Source organism: Aquimarina sp. AU58, assembly GCF_900312745.1.
Lineage (GTDB): Bacteria > Bacteroidota > Bacteroidia > Flavobacteriales > Flavobacteriaceae > Aquimarina > Aquimarina spinulae.
This window is the reverse complement of sequence record NZ_OMPD01000009.1, coordinates 413,823-433,799: the sequence shown is the minus strand read 5'-3', so window position 1 is coordinate 433,799 and position 19,977 is coordinate 413,823. Positions and strand designations below refer to the sequence as shown.

General features: G+C 32.3%; 17 protein-coding genes. 7 read left to right on the top strand and 10 right to left on the bottom strand.

Features of this window, described 5'->3' with window-relative positions:
• The first annotated feature begins 2 nt into the window (after positions 1 to 2).
• The 4 genes from DK441_RS08495 to DK441_RS08480 all read left to right on the top strand — a co-directional run bounded on the left by DK441_RS08495 (position 3) and on the right by DK441_RS08480 (position 3,457).
• The gene (locus tag DK441_RS08495) at positions 3 to 1,265 is read left to right on the top strand and encodes an oligosaccharide flippase family protein (RefSeq protein ID WP_370444307.1); all 1,263 of its coding nucleotides are present in this window, start codon (positions 3 to 5) and stop codon (positions 1,263 to 1,265) included.
• Positions 1,266 to 1,367: 102 nt separating this feature from the next.
• On the top strand, positions 1,368 to 1,664 hold the full coding sequence (locus tag DK441_RS08490) for an STAS domain-containing protein (protein WP_109098327.1): 297 nt from the start codon (positions 1,368 to 1,370) through the stop codon (positions 1,662 to 1,664).
• A gap of 26 nt (positions 1,665 to 1,690) precedes the next feature.
• Positions 1,691 to 1,990, top strand: a complete 300-nt coding sequence (locus tag DK441_RS08485; protein ID WP_109098326.1) for a hypothetical protein — start codon at positions 1,691 to 1,693, stop codon at positions 1,988 to 1,990.
• 249 nt (positions 1,991 to 2,239) lie between these two features.
• Positions 2,240 to 3,457, top strand: coding sequence for a glycosyltransferase (locus DK441_RS08480; RefSeq protein ID WP_109098325.1), 1,218 nt, complete (start codon positions 2,240 to 2,242; stop codon positions 3,455 to 3,457).
• Positions 3,458 to 3,546: 89 nt separating this feature from the next.
• On the opposite strand, the gene DK441_RS08475 is transcribed toward DK441_RS08480, so the two are convergent.
• From DK441_RS08475 to DK441_RS08465, 3 genes are read right to left on the bottom strand one after another with little or no spacing between them, the layout of a single operon-like run.
• Positions 3,547 to 5,094, bottom strand: a complete 1,548-nt coding sequence (locus DK441_RS08475; RefSeq protein ID WP_109098324.1) for a cellulase family glycosylhydrolase — start codon at positions 5,092 to 5,094, stop codon at positions 3,547 to 3,549.
• Positions 5,091 to 6,326, bottom strand: coding sequence for a hypothetical protein (locus tag DK441_RS08470; RefSeq protein ID WP_235015736.1), 1,236 nt, complete (start codon positions 6,324 to 6,326; stop codon positions 5,091 to 5,093). Before DK441_RS08470 ends, DK441_RS08475 begins: the two co-directional genes overlap by 4 nt.
• The gene (locus tag DK441_RS08465; RefSeq protein ID WP_109098323.1) at positions 6,326 to 9,415 is read right to left on the bottom strand and encodes a hypothetical protein; all 3,090 of its coding nucleotides are present in this window, start codon (positions 9,413 to 9,415) and stop codon (positions 6,326 to 6,328) included. Before DK441_RS08465 ends, DK441_RS08470 begins: the two co-directional genes overlap by 1 nt.
• A gap of 332 nt (positions 9,416 to 9,747) precedes the next feature.
• Here DK441_RS08465 and DK441_RS08460 point away from each other — a divergent pair, with 332 nt between their 5' ends.
• On the top strand, positions 9,748 to 10,569 hold the full coding sequence (locus DK441_RS08460) for a dolichyl-phosphate beta-glucosyltransferase (RefSeq protein ID WP_025662987.1): 822 nt from the start codon (positions 9,748 to 9,750) through the stop codon (positions 10,567 to 10,569).
• 115 nt (positions 10,570 to 10,684) lie between these two features.
• Here the strand turns inward: DK441_RS08460 and DK441_RS08455 are convergent, their stop codons facing one another.
• The 4 genes from DK441_RS08455 to DK441_RS08440 form a co-directional block, all read right to left on the bottom strand.
• Positions 10,685 to 11,338 (bottom strand): class I SAM-dependent methyltransferase, encoded by a 654-nt coding sequence (locus DK441_RS08455; protein WP_109098322.1) that lies wholly within the window; start codon positions 11,336 to 11,338, stop codon positions 10,685 to 10,687.
• A gap of 18 nt (positions 11,339 to 11,356) precedes the next feature.
• The gene (locus DK441_RS08450) at positions 11,357 to 12,076 is read right to left on the bottom strand and encodes a DUF4198 domain-containing protein (RefSeq protein WP_025662989.1); all 720 of its coding nucleotides are present in this window, start codon (positions 12,074 to 12,076) and stop codon (positions 11,357 to 11,359) included.
• Between the two features lie 85 nt (positions 12,077 to 12,161).
• Complete coding sequence (locus DK441_RS08445) at positions 12,162 to 13,436, bottom strand: DUF4374 domain-containing protein (protein ID WP_035094505.1); 1,275 nt, start codon at positions 13,434 to 13,436, stop codon at positions 12,162 to 12,164.
• 24 nt (positions 13,437 to 13,460) lie between these two features.
• Positions 13,461 to 15,848 (bottom strand): carboxypeptidase-like regulatory domain-containing protein, encoded by a 2,388-nt coding sequence (locus tag DK441_RS08440; RefSeq protein WP_109098321.1) that lies wholly within the window; start codon positions 15,846 to 15,848, stop codon positions 13,461 to 13,463.
• 110 nt (positions 15,849 to 15,958) lie between these two features.
• On the opposite strand from DK441_RS08440, the gene DK441_RS08435 reads away from it, so the two are divergent.
• Entirely contained in the window at positions 15,959 to 16,972 is a 1,014-nt protein-coding gene (locus tag DK441_RS08435) for a helix-turn-helix transcriptional regulator (RefSeq protein ID WP_109098320.1), read from the top strand.
• A 45-nt stretch (positions 16,973 to 17,017) separates the two neighbouring features.
• On the opposite strand, the gene DK441_RS08430 is transcribed toward DK441_RS08435, so the two are convergent.
• Positions 17,018 to 17,377 carry a hypothetical protein gene (locus tag DK441_RS08430; protein WP_109098319.1) on the bottom strand — a complete coding sequence of 120 codons (360 nt, stop codon included), beginning with the start codon at positions 17,375 to 17,377 and terminating at the stop codon, positions 17,018 to 17,020.
• A 96-nt stretch (positions 17,378 to 17,473) separates the two neighbouring features.
• Here DK441_RS08430 and DK441_RS08425 point away from each other — a divergent pair, with 96 nt between their 5' ends.
• Positions 17,474 to 18,022, top strand: coding sequence for a flavodoxin (locus tag DK441_RS08425; protein ID WP_109098318.1), 549 nt, complete (start codon positions 17,474 to 17,476; stop codon positions 18,020 to 18,022).
• A 6-nt stretch (positions 18,023 to 18,028) separates the two neighbouring features.
• Here the strand turns inward: DK441_RS08425 and DK441_RS08420 are convergent, their stop codons facing one another.
• Together DK441_RS08420 and DK441_RS08415 are read right to left on the bottom strand one after the other, a co-directional pair.
• Entirely contained in the window at positions 18,029 to 18,856 is an 828-nt protein-coding gene (locus tag DK441_RS08420) for a crotonase/enoyl-CoA hydratase family protein (RefSeq protein ID WP_109098317.1), read from the bottom strand.
• A gap of 4 nt (positions 18,857 to 18,860) precedes the next feature.
• A complete protein-coding gene (locus DK441_RS08415) occupies positions 18,861 to 19,973 on the bottom strand; it encodes a heparan-alpha-glucosaminide N-acetyltransferase domain-containing protein (RefSeq protein ID WP_109098316.1) in 1,113 nt (370 codons plus the stop codon).
• Between the last annotated feature and the right edge of the window lie 4 nt (positions 19,974 to 19,977).

Below are 19,977 nucleotides of genomic sequence, written 5' to 3'. Positions count from 1 at the left end.
TTATGAATATGATTCTTAATACTGCTTTAAAGAAATTAAGTGCTGAACAAAAATTTATGATCAGCGTTATCATTGTTAATGGAGGAAACTATCTATACAATTTGATATTAGGAAGAATCTTAGGTCCCGAACAATTTGCAGATGCAGCATTATTAATTACTTTTCTTTTGGTTTTATCGTTTATAGCGATGACATTTCAGCTATCAACCGCCAAGTTTTCTGTGCTTTTTGAGGATTCAATATTTAAAAGTTTTATCAATATTATTTATAAATATTCGAGTAGTATCGGGATTGTCTTTGGTGCACTCTTAGTTATTTTCTCCAAACAACTTCAGCTACTTTTTAATACTCAATCCTCTACTATGTTTACCATTTTTGGGATTGGTGTCCCTATTTATTTTATAATGAGTGTTAACAGAGGAGTGTTTCAGGGCAGTAAAAAGTTTGACAGCCTTGCAATTACCTACCAGGGAGAAATGCTAAGCAGATTGGTTATTACTCTTATTTTAATATATACCTTAGGTTTACAATCTTCTATTTTAGTTGCTTTGGGTATTGCTATTTCTTTTTTGTTTGGGTTATTACCTTTTCGTTCCCAGGATATAGAGATCACAAAAAAGCATAAACTACCATCTACAGAATCTAAATATATCATTAAGTTTTTTTTGCTAACGGCTTTTTATGAGTTTACCCAAATCATAATCAACAATAGTGACATCCTGATGGTTAAGCATTATTTTGAAACCTATGAGGCAGGTCTATATGCGTCGTTAGCATTGATTGGCAGAGTAGTTTATTTTGTTGCCTGGATGTTTGTAATGTTACTATTACCTAAAGTAGTAGAAAAACAAAAAGAAGGAGAATCTCATGCTCCTATTTTATTTAAGTATGTGTTTTATATCACATTACTTTCTGCTTCAATTGTTCTGGGGTGTTACCTATTTCCCGAATTCGTGATCAATATCATGTTTGGCTCAGAATACTTAAGTGTTGCGCCACTACTGTGGAAATATGCAATCGCAACTTCACTTTTTGCTATTTCTAACATTTTTGCCTATTACTTTTTATCCTTAGATCAATATATACCCGTTGTATTATCGGCGTTACTTGGGGTTTCGCAAGTGGTACTTATCATATTCTTTCACGACACATTATCCGATATTGTTATTATGCAAATAATAGCAATGGCTATTCTTCTCATATTTCAAATCTTCTTTTTTGTAAGCTATCAGAAGTTATCTAAAAAAGGCTCAACGAACCATTAAATCAATTCATCGAAGGATACTTGCAACTCAACAGATTTGGCGTAGAGATGCAAAAAAAATGATCCATCTTTGAAATAATAATAACCAATAAAACAAGAAGTTATGGCTTTACAAATTACTAAAAACCAAGGGATTTTTGAAATTAAAGGAAGTATTGTAGCAGAAAACACCAAGTCGCTACAGCATCATTTTGAGAAGTTATTATTCAATTCTGATAAAGTGATATTGTGTATTGATAAGGTTAAAAAAATTGATGCTTCAGGTGTTACAGTGTTGACCAAATTATTTAGAAATGCTGTGGAAAGCAACAAGATTTTTTACATCATTGGAAAAGAAAATAAAAAAGTAAGTAATGCTTTTGGTAAAGTAAGTTACATACTAAGAAGTGATTTCGTATAAAACATAACCCCCAAATATTAAATATCATGAAACTACAAATAATAAATACCTCAGGAACATTTGAAGTCGTAGGAAACTTTACTTTGGATAATACAGAATTAGTAAAAGATCATTTTAACTACTTATTAGATCATTATGAAGAAGTAGTTATGTCTTTAAAAAAAGTAAAAAAAATCGACAAAAAAGCAATAAAAGTTTTAAAAGAAATCTATGCAAAAGCCAATAGAAGAAGTAAAATACTTTTTGTTTTAGGCAAAGAAAATAATGTAATAGCAAACGCTTTCAAAAAAAATAAAGCAGATCATATTTTTAGAGAAAATTACTAACCTCTAGTTATATAAATTTAGTATCTGTAATACGTACAAAACTCTTTCTAATCGACAACATTATAGTTATTCTTCTTACGTTTCAGTTGTTTTTGTTGTCAGGTTATTATAAATTGTAGTTTATTATTTTAAAAAAGTAAAGACGTACCCCATTCGTCCTAAAATCTTGAAACCTGTTAACCAACAAGATTTCTACTCGATTTTAATTCGTCTCTGTCTGTTTCTAAAAAAGAATACAAAATTCAACAGATGAAATTAGCAATTGTAACGGCGTATCCGCCTAGTAAGGTGACTTTAAATGAATATGCATACCACCTGGTAAAACATTTTAGGCAACATGCAGAGGTATCTGAGCTTGTTTTATTAACCGATGTGTCTCCTAAAGATGCCGATACCGTTTTTGAAGAAGAAGGATGTAATGTAGTCGTTAAACAATGTTGGAAATTTAATAGGTATAGTAATATCTTCTCTGTTATGAAAGCTATTAAACAAACGCGTCCAGATGCAGTATTGTTCAATCTTCAGTTTATGAAATTTGGTGATAAAAAAATAGCTGCAGCACTTGGTTTATTATTACCCAAACGATGTGTCTTTAACAACATACCCACAATAGTTCTATTGCATAATATTATGGAGCAAGTTGATTTGGAAAGCTCTGGGTTTACAAAAAATAAAGTTTTACAAAAAATCTATAATGTTATAGGAACAACACTCACCCGGTTTATTTTATCTGCCGATATCGTTGCCGTTACCATTGACAAGTATGTTCACATTTTAAAAGCAAAATATAAAACCAAAAATGTAGTACAGATTCCTCATGGAACTTTTGAAATACCTGAAGAACCAAAATACACACTTCCTGCGGGCCCATTACAAATTATGACGTTTGGTAAATTTGGCACCTACAAGAAAGTAGAAATTATGATTGAAGCGGTAGAAAAAATACGATCCAGAACAAATATTGATTTAGAGATTGTAATTGCCGGAACAGACAATCCTAATGTTATTGGGTATTTGCAATCGATGAAAGAAAAATATGCAGATGTACCTCAACTCACTTTTACCGGTTATGTAGAAGAAGTAGATGTACCTCGAATCTTTGCAGAAAGTGCAATGGTCGTGTTTCCTTATACCTCTACAACAGGTAGTTCTGGAGTATTACATCAGGCAGGAAGTTACGGTAAAGCAGTGGTTATGCCAGATTTGGGAGATCTAAGTTTATTAGTAAAAGACGAAGGCTACCAGGGGGAGTTCTTTAATCCAGAAAGTGTAGACAGTCTGGCTGATGCTATAGAAAAAATAGTATTGGACCCTGCATATCGCACTGCTTTGGGGCAAGCAAATTATAAGGCAGCAACTGCCCTACCAATGAGTAAAATCACAGCAATGTATTTAGAGCAATTTAATGCTATCAAAAAAAGTAAAGCACGCAAAATTGAAAAGACATACAAAGGGGCTTCTTTATAAAAATACTTCTGCCGGTATACTGGCAGGATTGCCCCAAACTTAATGATTTGTCATAACTGTAAAACACTTGTACGAGATACAAGTGTTTTTTATTTATTTATGTACTCAAAAGCAGGTTTCTTGTTACCATCACGATCTATAAACCCAAAGTGTTTTTGCTTATGTTTTCGCCAGGGCTGCTTGCCTACCACAGTACTAGGCACCTCATCAAAATCATATAAGGTCCAGGAGAGATAATGGATATTATCTTGCTTAATAATCTCTTGAAATTGTTTATAATAATCAGCTTGCCCTTTTTCTGAGGGACCGAAAGGGCTCCAAAATCCTCTATTAGAGGATAATCCAAATTCTTGTAAAACCATAGGTTTCTCAATTTTTGCTCTCATTGCAGTATACGCTTCAGAAAAGGTATCGATATCCAGATAATAATGAAAAGAAATAATATCTACTTCATTTTGTAGTAAGTCAGCAGACGCTGTATCAGACCACCCGATTGTTACCAAATGATTAGGGTCAAATTGTTTGATCTGGTAGATCATTTCTTTTAGCCAGGCTAATACATTTTCTTTTCCTCTGGTATCAAAATCCAGATTAGGTTCGTTCTTTATATCCCAGGCAAGGATAGCATTATGATTTGTAAAAACACTTACAATTTGTTCTGCATGGCGATGAGTTAATGTCCAATCCAATACCGAGTAATCTCCATAAAAGTCAAATAGTGTAACAATAACTTTAAGGTTTTTGGCTTCTGCCTTATCTAATACTTGTTTAAGTTTTTCTAATTTTTCAGCTTCTACTTTAGCTTTGCCAAAAACTTCATAGGGTATAAAAATTCGTATCGTATTTAAGCCTGCGTTCTTAATAATATCAAAATCTGTAGCAATCACATTAATATCATAATCATCACCAAACATATCCCATGGTGTTTTCTGTGGGTAATAATTAATCCCTTTGATCTGGTATTCTTCATCTTCAACAAATATTTTGTCTCCCATAACTTTAACCGACCTACTGGTTTGTGTTACTGGGTCTGGTGAATGATTTTTTTCTTTTACCATATGGCGTATTCGCCAAAAACCATCTTCTAGCATTAACAATACTTGATAGTCTGATTGTAATTTTGTTTCTAATAACAGTTCATGATCACGATAAACCCTTTGATATTCTTTTACACCAGTATCTGTTATAACTGCTAATTGGCCATCTGCACTATAAAAATCTAGTGCTACATTATGAGTAGTTGTTGTGCTATGTATAGCAATATTTTTTTCTTTGTTTGATATTAGTGATGCAAAAATGTGTTTTCGTGCACTTTTGGTATAATAATCGTCTATTCCTTTTGGGGTATTAGTTTGATATGCTGTATTACGTATATACCATGCATTAAGGTAATCTTGTTCTATGTCTTGTAGCGTTTGTTTTTCTATAGGTCGCCCGGGATTGATAGTATCTTTCCATTTTAATTTAGGTAAATATACTTGTTCTTTATGCAAAGCCAGATGTAGCATCGAACTTCGATCTGCTCCCGTAGTAAGATAGGATAATGTCTGACTGATACCAAAAAGCATTAGTATAATAACTCCAACAAAAGAAATAATGATGAATGACCTATATATATTTCTATTCCAACCCATCATTTTAGTGTTATATTCTTAAATTCTTTTTGTATTCCTAAAGCTTTGATCTGCATATCGTAATTTCCTGAAGCATAAAACCCATCTTGTAACAGAAATCTAACCAACCCATGTGAAGAAGTTTTAACTTTGGTATCTATTTTTTGATTATCCTTAAAAATATCCATCTTTACTATGGTACCGTCGGGGATTAATTGTTCCATAAAACTTATCAGGGGTCCAATAGTAATCTCTCTATTATCATTGTCAAATTTTACTTCAAAATCATCCAAAACCTGAGTATACGCTATAGTTAGTATATTGCTCTCTGCCATGCCCGGCACATAGGCTTTAATCTGCCACGTATCTTTATGATCGGGATGCAAAATTTTACCTACTGCCTGGCCATTAACTGTACTTCCTTGTGTATGTAATAGCAACCCTTTTTCATCTTTAATTACAAATTTTACAAGAGAACCATCACTTACTATATTACCATATTCATCCTTTATAATAGATGTAGTAAGCTCGGTAATTTGATTACCGTCTGCATATGCATGTTTTCGATTACTTCTAATCTCAAAATTTTCTGGTAGTGAAGGATATACCTCAATAGAAAACTCTTTAGAAACTGTTTCTCCAACCTTCGAAAACAACAATATTCGCCCTGATTGATCATAAGAAAATATGTTTTCCCAACCGATCATATCTTTGCTCTGTAATATCCTTTCTTTTTCTATATCTAAAAATTGATGCCTAATCAATACTGCAGTACTATCTGGCAAAGGATTATCAAAAGAATCTGTAGGAACGATAATTTGCATGGTATAATCTTCTCCCCCTGCTATGATACTAGGAGGCCCTATATAGGATTCTAAATGTACTTTAGTTTTGGTATTAGATATAATATGTATTTCGCCTTCATATAAACTCCCTGACTCACCAAGTAAGGTATACGATACTAACCCTTTTTTCTTAGCCATAAACTCTGGAACGGTAAAACGAATTGTATCATGTGTATCGGGATCGATCACATTACTTCCGAAAGAGGAATGTATAAAAAGTTGAGTTCGAACAGGTGTATTAAGCTTAAAATCTAGCACAATAGGATTTCCTGCTTCAAATACTCTTTCTTTGGTTACTAACACTGCAGAAATTTCATCTTGTTTTTTTAGAACAGTCGTAAAAGCAATACTTATAGCACAAATTAATGCTCCCAAAAACAATAGAATGATATGTTTCTTTTTTAGCTTCATTAGTTTGGTGCTCCGATATAGGTATTAATTTCAAACTTAATATAACTAAATCCTTTTCCTTCTATTGGTATAAATTGTACCGATTGGTGTTCGACTTTTCTGCTAGGAACTACTTTATTACTAATTAAAGTATTTAATAACCCATTTACAAAAACGTTCTTCAAATCTTTACTAATAGTTTGTACGCCTGATAAATCCAATAACTGATAATCAAAATATTGTTTGCGTTGTGGGCGAATACCTTCTGGTAAATATTGATGATCGACCCACACTAGCTCATGATCTTTACTGTAATAAGAAACTAATAATAAAGGAACGGTAACCTCTTCTAGTCCGGAGTTAAACAAGACTCCTTCTACATGATCATTTTTTATAGAAAGCTCATTAATTGCAACGCCTTTATATAAATCTACTGTGGTTACATTTCCTGCACATTGCAAATTAAATTTAGCAGGCTTTTCATCAAATTTCATTGCTGTGAACTGATCGGGATCAAACGTTTTTGGTTTATGATCCTCTTTATTTATCCAGGCAATTCCTTCAAAATTAATACGGAAACTAGTAATTTCCTTAGGCATCAATTTATGTTTCATTTGGTGTTTGGCATTATATCTAGCTAACTTTTCATCTCTACCATTATACAATGTCCCAGTGATTACAACATCGGCTGGTATATTATCAACATTTTGTATTTCGCCTATAAGACTATATTGATCACTACATTCAATAATTTTTGCTGATAGCACCTCTAATACAGGCTGTTTAAGAACATCTTCATGATACGTCTGTTCTGAACTAATTCTACGTCTTCCATGATTATAAAAAGCAGTGATGTTTTCTGCAAATAACTGATCAGGAGGAATATCTAAATCATATGGCAATGGTTTTACATACCACTTATTATGATATTTCACCAACTCATGATAGAACGTTTTATCTATTATTTCTAATGGAGTGATCCAATGTGTAATGGCTTTAACTCTGGCAGTACTATCTGTTTGAGTAGTAATACTCACATTAATTGCATCCATTTTGGCATACGAACTCAATAAACCATCTGTTACGGCAACCTCTAACATATATTGATCGACCGTCTTATCACTTCTTGGATCCAGATAAGAATATGCTCTTTTAAATTCTTTAAAATCTAATGCATCATAATATGCTTCTGTTACATTAACTGGGCTTATTTGTTTTACATTTTTTATATATATCAAATAAAAACCACATCCTATAATAATTAACATTAGGAATCCCCATAGATAAGACGCTTTAAAAACTGATTTTTGAAATTCCTTATAGTGTACTCCAAACTTAAAATATACAGGAAAACTCTTATGCTTAGCTTTTAAAGCGTGTATCCATATCAACTGTACATTAATAATAAATGCTAGTAATACAGTGCATATCGGAATCAAACCCCACATTAATTTTTGAAACATAGGAACATCCTCTTTGGGTAAAATACTGGATAGCGGAGGAACATTTAATTTTTCCCAAACCATAATCCCATTTTCTAATTGCCGCAACCTCTGCCAACCACAGAAATACAAAATAGGGTCATAAAACTTATCGTTAGAAAACACATATTTTAAATTATATTTCTCGGGAACCGTAAGAAATTGTTGCAGAGAACCAATGCCTTCTACACCTCTAAATTTTGAATTTTCTAGTCGTTCTACCGCTCTGGTCGTTAGCTCGGGTAATCTCCTTGCAGAGTGATAATTGCCATCAACCGTCATTGCATTAGTTTGAGCAGAAAGCCACGCCATCTGATCTCCAAACCCCAAAGGAAGGTATCTCCAGTGATCGTGCTGATCCTGGCTTAAAAAATTTAAGATGGGCAGCATTTTAATTTTTTGTGGCTGCGAAGGTCTAAAATACCCAAGACTCATGGTAAAAAGTGTCATAAACACAAGAACTCCTGTAAACAATCCTCCTAAAATCCTATGATATACTCCTCCATATCTTTTTTGAATTTTTTCTTTTAAATCTCCTTCTATAAATCGGTAGCTAAATTCGCCAAACATGGGTAATGCCATAATAGAAGCCCATAGGGTAAACCTGTCTAATGTAAGAATATTAAACGCATTGTCTCCCAACATCATTCTGGGGATTGGCGTTGTCCCCCCTGTTCCTAATATCGTTAAAAGCGTTATCGATAATCCAAAAAATAAATATCGTTTACTGTAAAATCGATACCATATATAGGGTAATAAGAATAGCAAAACGCCCCACGGTATCAAAAAAAACACTAATCCCGATGAAGTGACTTCGAGAAAATTATCTCTAGATCCATGTGGTATGGGGACTTGAGTAATTGGGTTGTTTTTAGTATTAATCCAATACGGAAGAATACAAACAATGATAAGTAGTAGCGATCCAAAACCAAAACCTACAATTCTTTTAAAAAGTGAAAGAAAGCTTTGTAAAAACAGTAAAAACCTAATTTCTTTATATGAACCTACTTTTTCTCTGGAAACATCCATGATTACCATACCTATTAACGGAAAAATGAAGAATACCATCCCAAAAATCGGGGTTACATGATGAGAAGTCACTGTAACCGCTAAAAGGCTCAAAGCGTTTAATAAATATTTATATTTTCCGATTTTAAGCCATAGATAAATTTCGGGTAACGCATGCAACAGGATAGACAATCCTATAATGCTGGGTAATTGTCCAAAAATATGTAGTGTTTCTATAAAAGCAGAAGAGAACACTGCAAGTATAGCTGTGTATCCAGCAACTTTTCTATTAGAGGTAAGTACTAAGGCAAAACGATATATTCCTGTAATAAAAAGAATGATAGCTATAATAGCTACAGTAAACAAACCAAATTTAAGCCCACCAATATAAGAGAACAATCCAATACTTTGATGCACTAATGGTGGATATCCCATTACTGTAAACCCTGTGTACCAACTATAGTTCCAGGGTTCGAACCAATTATTGGCATAATGATTTCCAAAAAATAGATGAATTAATGCATCATATGTAGACTCTAGCGTAAAAAAAATGGTGGTACCATGAAAAACCACTCCGATGAGTAATGCACTTATCAAATACTTATTTGTGGTTTTATCCATAAAGACTCGCCATAGTTTTCGATTTAAATATACGATAAAGGTTTCGGTTTAGAACAAGTCTGAAAAGAATGCAAATTAAAAATTAGCAGTTTACGGTTCTGATTGACTACAAATCAGACTTCTATTGAAATCTACAACCTTTTCAGAGTAATCTCACAATCCTCAAAACATTGGTTTTCAAGAATCCCAGCATTCTAATACAGCTATAGACGAATGGTATGTCTTTCGATAAAAACCATTCACCGACAGCAATATTCTACTCATCGAAATACCTTCTCGTACAGCACAAATCGTGGCTACTTTTGGAGTATAAACCTCAAAATACTACCATTATGAAAACAGGAATTATCATACCATGCTATAACGAAGAAAACAGATTAAATGTAACTGCTTTTTTAAACTTTATACAAAAGGAAAACGATTTCCACTTATGTTTTGTAAATGATGGAAGTAAGGATAACACTGTAGAAGTATTAAAGAAGATTCAATCTCACAACCCTCTTAAAGTAAGTGTTATTGATATCAAAAAAAATTCTGGAAAGGCTGCAGCAGTAAGAGCAGGTGCCAGATACTTACACAGTAGAGGTGATATAGAATTTATTGGTTTTATTGATGCTGATTTATCTACAGATTTTGAAGATTTTGACGGACTTTTAAAAACATTAAAAACAAATAAAAGATTAAGTTTTGTTTTTGGATCGAGAGCTAAAAACGCTTCAGATGATATCAAAAAAGATGGTATTAGAGCAATGATTTCAAAACTTATCAATATTCTTATTGTATTCATTTTGGGATTATCTATTCAAGATACACAATGTGGAGCCAAAGTGTTCAAAGCAGACCTGGTTCCTGTGATTTTTAACAAAAGTTTCTTTAGCAGATGGTTATTTGATGTAGAAATGTTTATAAAAATGAAAAAGCACTTCGGTAAAACCGAAATTATGAATAAGATTTATGAACAACCTCTTAAAAGATGGGTTCATATGGAAGATTCTAAATTAGGATTAAAAGATTCATTAGAAATTCCTTACAGATTATTATCGATATGGTTTAACTATAATATACTTCAATCTTTACAGGTTTCATTTTCTAAAGAAATTACCGAACCTACAATAGAAGTATACGGAATGGCTACTCCGGCTTTAGCTGCCTAAGGTATAAGATTACCTTACAAAATTTGACTCGAAATTGCCCCTAAATATATCTATCAATAAAGAGAACATACTTTATACAAGTATGTTCTCTCTTTTTTTGCATCGACTAATAGGGTTACTTAGTAAATTTTACGATTGTATATTCTCTATTCACCATATCTCCCGATTTACTTTCGACAGTTTCTATTTTATCAATAATTTCGATTGATCTGAATGGTATTTTATTTGCCAAAGTTTTGACTTTATTAGCATCATACAATTCAAACCTTGAATCTACAAAAGGTAGAGTTTTCATAAAATCCATGCCAGCAAATGCTATAGAGCACACCCCATCTTTTTTTAAAACTCTATAAATTTCTGCTAATAAAAAGAGTGGTTTTTCCCAAAAGTAAATTGTGTTTACCGACAGTATTTTATCAAAATAATGATCTAAAAAAGGAATCGTATTACCATCGTAAAGTGAAAATATAGATTGGTTATTTTTCACAAACTTTTTGTTGAGCTTCTCAGATTCAGATTTCATTGATTCTGATATTTCTAAACCAACATATGATATGTCGTTTGCTTGCTTTAGAATTTCAGTAAGATGAATAGCATTACCATGTCCTAATTCTAAAACATGATTCTCTTTTTCGAGCTTTAAACTCTTAATCGTATTAAGGATCATCCCTAAATTAGACTGATTCATTTTTTTTGCTATTTCCAGACCAGAATCTCCACTAGGGCAACTTAATTGGGATGCTATTGCTTTCAACTCTTTTTCGGTCATAGCTTTTTCTAATATAAATTAATTGATAGTATATACTGCACAATGCCAGGTAAATTGATATGCTACGCTATCATATGTTCCTGGTTGTTTATCTTCGTGTGTTGCTTCAATCACATATCGGGTTTCAAAAGGCAAACCAAATGTTATCATTCCGTTCTTATCGGTTTTTACTTTTTTTGACCAATCCTCTTTTATGAATACTGTAACTTCTGCTTCTGCCAGAGGTTTATCTTTAAAAAGTATTTGAAGTTTAGCCTGTTTAGATGTTGTAGAAAGATCAACTATCGCTATACTTTCGGGATTTATGGCAACCGTTTTATGTGTCGTATTTTTTCCTACTTCTACCTTAGCAACCGAATGGTATTGTGGTCTAAAAATACCATAATCATATTGAGTATAATCTAAAACCTTATATTTCTTATTATCTAAAACGATAGAATATGTACCTTCGGATTTTGGAGTAAAATTAGCTACATGATAAGCTGATTTTGCTTTGGTCTCTAGTTTTATCTTATTCCCTTGTTGATCCACAACCCAAAGTGTAAAATGTTGTGCATTTTGAAATACTTCACCGTCTGTTTTTTCTGCTACTCCACTAGCAAATTCTCCAAAATACACACGTATTTCGTGCTCTTGGTTTATCATTCCATTAGGATTGGTTTCTATCCAAAAGAAGTGTGCAAAAGTTTTTGTAGTACATAGTAATAATAGAATTACTAATCCTGTTATTTTTCTCATTTCTTATTGCTTTATACTTTGATTAAAAATGTAAAACACTCCTAAACCAAATTGTTCAGGAGTGTTTCTTCTCACAAAGATTAGATTAGTTAGTTACTTTAAAAATTCCTTTAAGTGCTAATCCTTGTACTTTAGCACCTTTGGTGGCTGTAGCGGTTTTAGGATCTACAATATACACATGTGTTTCTGTCCCTGCATAACTACTAAGGTATGCTTTACCATCTTCTACATACATCGGTGATGTATATCGGTTGGCATGGGTTGGCATCCCTTGTACATCGGTAACGGTTTTATTTTCTAAATCAATAATAACCAGCTTGAAAAAATCTCCTGTTTCTTTAAATACGCCCCAAGGCCCAACAGTATCGTCTATAATTATTCTAGCGATTGCTTTACCATCTCCCACATAATCCATCCAGAATAATTTTCCTCCATTAGGCGCAGATTCTACATCAAAGAAATAACTTTTATCAAATTCTGTAGCTCCGTTTTTTATTCTTAAAATACCTGAAGGTTTTGTAGCAGAAGTAAAACCAGCACTTAATGCTGAAGTAGAAAACGAATAAATATCTCCATTTTCTGTTTTTTCGATCCCTGTGCTATGCCCATTAACTCCTATCGGACTGGTTCTATCATCATAAATTATTTTTTCTAATTCGAATTCGGGATATTTAAAAACTGCAACATAAGCCCTATTCACATCTGGTGTCACATAAGAACCATCGGCCATCCATTTATGATAAGAAACAAACAGTTTTCCGTCTCTTAAAACCATACCTGTTACCCAAGGAATCGTTCCTGGATTTTTTGCAGTACCATCTCCTTTATCAATATCAATAGGATGCTCAACAATTTTTTCTAGTTTACCTGTTTCTGCATTTATAATATGAAATCTCTTATCTGATAATCCACTATAAGTAAGCTCAACAGCTAATAGTGTTTTATCATCTATCGCTGAATAGTTATCTAAAGTTGATTGAAATGCGAAATTTCCTTTTTCTATCAATTTACCGTCTTTGTCTAATCCATAGGCAATACATTTGTCATCATCAGAATATCCTGCAGTAAAAACTGTATTTTTTACGTTATGAAAAAACCTCCAACCTTTTAGTGGTGTTCCTTGTCCTTCTACAGAGATTTCACCAGTTGTAAGTGATGCCAATGATGGCAATTCTAAGATATAGTCTACCGGAGATGCGTCCCCTACAGGAAGTGCCTGAAAACCAACTACATATTTTGAAGTAGAAGTTGGGGTTGGATCTATAACAGGCCCTCCGTCGTCGTCACTACTACAAGAAGTAGCTAGTATTGATATTGCTGCTAGCAACATCAAATATTTAATACAATTTATTATTTTCATTATGATATGATTTTATAGTTATTACTAGTTTTTGTTTGTTAAATAGTATCTTAATTTTACATAGAAAGCTCTTCCTGGCTGTTGTATTTCAAAATTGTCATACACTTTCTCGTCTGTTATATTTCGTGCCTGTACAGATATATTATAGGTTCCCTTTTTAAAAGAGTATCCTAGCTGTACATTATGTGACAGTTGTTCTGGTATAATATCTCTCTCATTTGGATCTCCTTCTACAAAAGAGGTAAGTGGATAATCGTGTACGTAGTAAGAACCCCAGGAGAATGTTACTTGATCGTTTGTAGAAAAAATATCTTTTAAATTACATCCTATTCTGGCATTACCAAATAGATATGGGATATTAGCAATTCGTTGATTTTTTAGAAAATCAACACCAGAATTCCCTCCTATATTACGATCTATAATATTTTGATAGGTTGCATTAAGATCCAGAAATAGAATATCATTATATAATGTTCTAATTTCGCCTTCTATTCCTGTACTTCTTGCTGCTGCGGTATTATAAAATCTTGAAAAAATCCCTTCGGATCGAATTGCAACAAAATTCTCTGATTCTCTAAGGAAAACGTTAGTATCAAAACGCAATTTGAACTTATTAATATCTGTATTTAAAAGAACTCCAAGATTTGCATTATAGCTTTCTTCTGGTAACAATTCGGGGTTTGATTTCAATAGAAACCCATCTCCAAATACCTCATAGCCATCAGGAATTCTAAATGTTTTCTCAAACGAGCCTTTTACCTGAACGTGATCAGAAAATTTATAGGTCGATGCAAATCCGTATCCCAGTTCTTCGAATGTATTCTCAATCTTTGTAAAACGATCTGCTTCTACAGTAGTAAATGAATCTTCAATAATACCTTCTGAGTTTAATAAATATCCTTTAGCGAATAGTGTGGTATTCCAGGTAGCATCAAACAAGCCTAAATCATAGGATACACCAAATATATTTTTGTTTATAATATGGGGGTCATTAAAAGGTATTCTTCCCACTCTGGCAGGATCTTCACCTCTTCTTTTGATATAATTCTTGGTAAAATTAATATTGAACTTGCTCCAGTCATTGATCTTATACCTTCCAAAAGCATTAATCAAATGTGTATTATCCTTAAATTCAAATAAAGTTTTACTAAATTCAAGTTCTCCTAAGTTTTGGTCTCCCCTTTCTATAAAATTACCAAACCAATCATATTTTCGTGCAGAAGTATCTACTACCTTATCATTATTTTGACCAATAGAAGCATATAACTTTACTTTTAACTTTTCCTTGAGTAGATTTGCTTTTTCAAAAGTAACAGAAGCTTTAATTACATCATTCTCTGTAAAAACTTCACCAAAAGGGTTCTGAGGATCAATAGGATGCTGAATCTCATTTTTATTAGCCGATGCAGTAATCCCAACCAGTAATTTATCTGCAAATTTTTTATCTACAAAACCAGTTTCAACACTGATCATTTGAGAATTATATGCATCATGAAATCGTCTTACATTATCACGTCTGATTCCTGTATCATTACCCAGTTCATCTCTTATTTCAATACCATCTATCTTATAATCATTATCAGAATAATTATAAAACGAAGAAACTTTTACAGCAAAGCCTTTTTTGCTATAATATTGTCCATTTATTGTAGCACGATGCGTATTAAAAGACCCCGTATCATAAGATACATCCAGGAAATTATTTTTGCGTTGGTTTGTAATAATATTTACCGCTCCTCCCAAGGCATCTGCTCCTAAATATATAGGAACAACACCTTTATAGACCTCAGCTCTCTCTACCAAAGTTGCCGGGAAATTATTTAGCGATAATGAGCTCCCAAAATTTTCTAAAGGAATACCATCGATAAAAAATTTAACCTGCTTACCAGATAAACCGTTTAATGAAAAGTCAAAACCAGAGCCTAAACCACCTCTTTGCCTTACATTTACACCAGGAATAGTCATTAAAATCGAGTTGACATCTACACTTACATTTTTAAGCCCTTTGGTCTGTACAACTTCAACTTCAAATGCCTTTTCTCTTGTATTTCGAGCGTTAGATTTTGCTTTTACAATCACATCACTTAATTCCTTAATATCTTCTTGTAGAACAATTGTTAAGGATGTAGTTGTTGAATTATCTACTACTATCTTCTTGATGTAGTTCTTAAAACCTACAAAGCTAGCTTTTAGAGTATAGGACCCCGGAGGTATTTCTAAACTAAAGTTACCATCAAAATCACTTACAGTCCCTCTATCTTGACGTCCTAAAACCTGTATAGATGCTTCGGGAATCGGATTAGAATTCTGATCCAAAACCACGCCTGTTACCTTACTCTGAGCGTTACAGACCATTGCGTATAAAAACAGAAAAAAAAGAGCACTGTTTTTTCTTAAAATAATCACTGACATTACAATTTTTTTTAAACAATTTAGTTTAGACTTTATATTATTATTTATATTTGGTCTAAATAAATTTAATTGCAAAATTAGTATCTAGGGAAAGAGAAAAATGACGCATTATGGATAAAAAAAGACGCAATACAGAGTCGTCAAAAACAACAAACTCAAACAATCAAAATAAATGCACATTACATACTGTTACAGAACTAATTAATACCCAGGAACACTGTGGTATACTTACAAAAAAATTTCAATTCCTACCTGAATATGGAGATGGTTATTTAGAGTATGTCCATTTTGATGGATTACATATAGCAATTTTTGATGTATCCTTAAACAAGGATTTCGATATTCATGGTACATATGCGATAAATGCACTAGAGCTTTCTTACCTAATTGATGGTGAACAAATCATTAAAATTAATGGAAAAAATTACGATCTGATTTATGAAAGTCAGGAAAGTTACCTTCTGTATATATCCCAAACTTCTGGATCTATTAAATATCATAAAAACAAATATTTTAAAGAGATTAAGATCAGGATGAGTCTGGATTTTATCAAAAAACATAAACTCGACTCAGAATATGGAATCCGTGAAAAATATGAATTAGAAAAACAAGATAAAGAGTTTACAAAACCTCTATGTATCAAAACTCAGGAAATACTTGCAGAACTATTAACCGATACTCGACAAGGGCTATTAAAACGTTTATTTCTAGAATCAAAAGTACTAGAGTTACTATCTCTACAATTAGACATACAAAAGAATTCTAAAACCGAAATCTCAAATACTGATAACCTAATTAAAAAGCTATATGAAGTTCAGTTTATTATAAGCTCTGATCTAACCAATCAATACTCTGTTCATGAATTAACCCGTATAGTCGGACTCAATGACTTTATACTTAAAAAAGAATTTAAACGTGTTTTTGGTACAACAATCTTTGAATATGCTTTGAATTTGAGAATGAGTAAAGCAAAAAAACTATTACAACACGGTAAAAAACCAATATATGAGATTTCAGAATTAGTAGGGTATAAAAATTCTACTCATTTTACTGCAGCTTTTAAAAAACTCGAGGGTATTACTCCTAAAAAATACAGGCAAAGAGGATTAGAGACCATACGGTAAAACCACTTAATTATTTATATTGATGCTTCCTAACAAATTGATCTACTAACTTATCTTATTATTTTCTAAGATATCTTTATACTCTTTATGAAATAAAACCCCTAAGACTAATTCTTCTAATCCATCCAAAATTTCTGGAGTTAACTTAAAATTAATTTCTACTTGAGGAGTATTACATTTTATGGTTTTATAAAAGTTTTGATTATCACAATTCTTGCATTGACACCCTTTTCGGGCAGAACGAATAACGGTAAGAAAAGTTTTTATTTCTTTATTATTCATCAAAACAGCAATATCACCTATTTGCAATTGTATTTTTTGTTGCGCTTCATCGTCTTCATCATTTTTTTTTACCGTATAAGCGGCACCAGTACTATTACAATATAATGGATCTAAAATATACATATCTATTAAATTTCGATATTCAAATTTATTGCATTATTTTTATTTAGAATAATTAAAAATAATATATTTTTGTAGAAATATTTAATGATAACCATTATGAAGAAAATAGGCTTGTTCTATGGATCAGATACCGGATGTACTGATGATATTACCAAAGATTTTGTTTCTCTTTGGGATAGTGAAGAGTTAGATGTAAGAGAAATTGATGATGTATCTAAAGAAGATTTTGATCAATTTAAAATCCTAATTTTAGGATTATCAACATGGTATGATGGTGATCTGCAAAGTGACTGGGAGACTTTCTTTGATGAATTTAAAGAAATTGATTTTACCGACAAAGTAGTGGCTATTTATGGTTTGGGAGATCAAATAGGATATGGAGAATACTTTGTAGATGGTATTGGAATACTTGCCAAAGTCGTATTAGAAAATGGAGGAGAAATCATTGGGCATTGGCCCATCGAAGGATATCGATTTACAGATTCTGTAGCTGTCATAGAAGGAAAAGAAGATTATTTTTATGGTCTCGCATTGGATCATGATAACGAATCTCAATTAAGCGATGAACGCTTAGAAAAATGGATTCATCAGTTAAAATTAGAATTAAAGCCTTATCTGGTACTAGAAGAAGCTGTTTTAAGTTGATCTATTTTAGATTTCTACTTTAGCTTTTCTAGATTGTGCATTTATGAGAATTTCCATTTTACGAAGGTCAAATGTATTGATTTTCATACATGCCTCTACCCATAAATCTGTAACCTTCAAAAGTTCTTCTTTTTCTAGTGGAAAAACACTTTTCTTACATTGTATGTGATGGTATTCAAAATTGAAGTTCTCAGTTATTCTTTTAATAAAGAGATGTAAAGATACTAGAGCAGTTCCTTTTTCAGCCAATTCTTCAATTAATCCTAATGACTGTAAATATCTTGCTTTATAGATTCTTCCGCTTTTTATTATTGCATCGACATCTATTGTGTTTAATTTTCTATACAGTAAACTATAGGCCCCCATTCCTGGAAATAAATTAAATTTATTTTCGGGTAAACAAAACTGTATTTTTTCTTCTGTAATTATAAAATCATGTGCCAATGCACATTCAAACCCGCCTCCATACGCATTTCCTTCTACCAGAGCTACACTTATTACAGGCAGACCAAAAGAAGTGTAAATATTATAAATCGCATCTATACATAAATGCGCATAAGTCGTTAGGTTCTCTACATTTTTTGTTTTAATATTTTCTAAGAAAAAAGGAAGATCTCCACCCATATTATAGATTCCGTCATGTTCTGAAGCCGAAACAATAAATTTAAGAGGACGATCCGGGTGTGAAAAGTATTCTTTTACCCAAATTGCGAACTCCTGAAATTCCCAAAGACCATCCAGACAAAAATTTGGCATTCCTGTATCTTTGATTTTCCAAAATAAAAGTTCTTGCTCTTTGAAATATTCTATAGTAACACAATTAAATTGTCGCATGATATTAAGGTTTTTGTAGAGATATTGAATTTTTTGTGATATTATTTTGTTTTCTTGTTTTCTTCGACCAAAATGGTTTATCAAACAGTAATTTTTGTATTCCGAGTGTTAGCATTATATATAAAGGGATCAAAATCAGAACTGCTGTAATCCCAAATTGCTGGTATCCTAAAGCTCCCATTCCCCAACAGATAATTACCCATTGAATGATGTATATTGTAGTTACTCGTTTACTACAGTAATATAGAAACTCAAAAACTCTGTTTGTCTTTATATAGGTAACTAAAATATGCGCTAACCACATTAGAACTAAATTGAATCCTGCCAGATAAATAGTTCCTCCTGGCCCTAAATGAAAATAATCTCCGAAGTGATACTCAAAATTATAAAAACACAATCCACCCCCGATCAACATCAAAAGAACACCTGCTATAAACATTCTTTTAAATATATGGGCATTACTTTTATTATTCTCTTTATACCACATTCCAAAAAACATCCCAATAAGTATAAAAGAAAACCAAGGAAATACAGCAAAATATACATTCCACTTTGCTCCCCACATTAGGTCCAGGATATAATCCACACTTCCTATTCCTAATTGGAAACCGTGTACCTCCTTGGTTACTACAGCTATTATAAATGCAATAATTAATGGTACATATTTGTTTTTTGAAAATTTGTTTATAATTCCCATAAATAATAGAGAAACTCCTGCAAGTTGTAATATATCTCCAGTAAGCAACATATAGATCATGTTATCTATAGTAGCTGGAGCTGTCCAGCCATAGGCTTCTATAAAAGCATGTGGTATTGTCCCAATTAGAACTGGCAAAACAAATTTTAGAAAATTCATAATATACCCCGCAGCGAGAATATATAATGCCCGTTTTATAGACAGTACTATGCTTTGATTTCTGGATAAGGTAAATGAAACTCCCATTGCAATTAAAAACATCGGAGTTCCTTTTCCTATAAAATGAACTACTCCTCCTAGCCAGGTATTTGATTGAGTAGGTATATCGCCATATATCCATAAGGTATGTACTATGATTACCATCAATACACTTACCCCTCTCGCTAAATCTATTGCTAAAATTCTATTATTATTTCTCATCTGT

Bases quoted from the DNA above. Each gene is read 5' to 3' on its own strand.
- DK441_RS08495 (WP_370444307.1), top strand. From the start codon at position 3: ATGAATATGATTCTTAATACTGCTTTAAAGAAATTAAGTGCTGAACAA.
- DK441_RS08490 (WP_109098327.1), top strand. From the start codon at position 1,368: ATGGCTTTACAAATTACTAAAAACCAAGGGATTTTTGAAATTAAAGGA.
- DK441_RS08485 (WP_109098326.1), top strand. From the start codon at position 1,691: ATGAAACTACAAATAATAAATACCTCAGGAACATTTGAAGTCGTAGGA.
- DK441_RS08480 (WP_109098325.1), top strand. From the start codon at position 2,240: ATGAAATTAGCAATTGTAACGGCGTATCCGCCTAGTAAGGTGACTTTA.
- DK441_RS08475 (WP_109098324.1), bottom strand. From the start codon at position 5,094: ATGATGGGTTGGAATAGAAATATATATAGGTCATTCATCATTATTTCT.
- DK441_RS08470 (WP_235015736.1), bottom strand. From the start codon at position 6,326: ATGAAGCTAAAAAAGAAACATATCATTCTATTGTTTTTGGGAGCATTA.
- DK441_RS08465 (WP_109098323.1), bottom strand. From the start codon at position 9,415: ATGGATAAAACCACAAATAAGTATTTGATAAGTGCATTACTCATCGGA.
- DK441_RS08460 (WP_025662987.1), top strand. From the start codon at position 9,748: ATGAAAACAGGAATTATCATACCATGCTATAACGAAGAAAACAGATTA.
- DK441_RS08455 (WP_109098322.1), bottom strand. From the start codon at position 11,338: ATGACCGAAAAAGAGTTGAAAGCAATAGCATCCCAATTAAGTTGCCCT.
- DK441_RS08450 (WP_025662989.1), bottom strand. From the start codon at position 12,076: ATGAGAAAAATAACAGGATTAGTAATTCTATTATTACTATGTACTACA.
- DK441_RS08445 (WP_035094505.1), bottom strand. From the start codon at position 13,436: ATGAAAATAATAAATTGTATTAAATATTTGATGTTGCTAGCAGCAATA.
- DK441_RS08440 (WP_109098321.1), bottom strand. From the start codon at position 15,848: ATGTCAGTGATTATTTTAAGAAAAAACAGTGCTCTTTTTTTTCTGTTT.
- DK441_RS08435 (WP_109098320.1), top strand. From the start codon at position 15,959: ATGGATAAAAAAAGACGCAATACAGAGTCGTCAAAAACAACAAACTCA.
- DK441_RS08430 (WP_109098319.1), bottom strand. From the start codon at position 17,377: ATGTATATTTTAGATCCATTATATTGTAATAGTACTGGTGCCGCTTAT.
- DK441_RS08425 (WP_109098318.1), top strand. From the start codon at position 17,474: ATGAAGAAAATAGGCTTGTTCTATGGATCAGATACCGGATGTACTGAT.
- DK441_RS08420 (WP_109098317.1), bottom strand. From the start codon at position 18,856: ATGCGACAATTTAATTGTGTTACTATAGAATATTTCAAAGAGCAAGAA.
- DK441_RS08415 (WP_109098316.1), bottom strand. From the start codon at position 19,973: ATGAGAAATAATAATAGAATTTTAGCAATAGATTTAGCGAGAGGGGTA.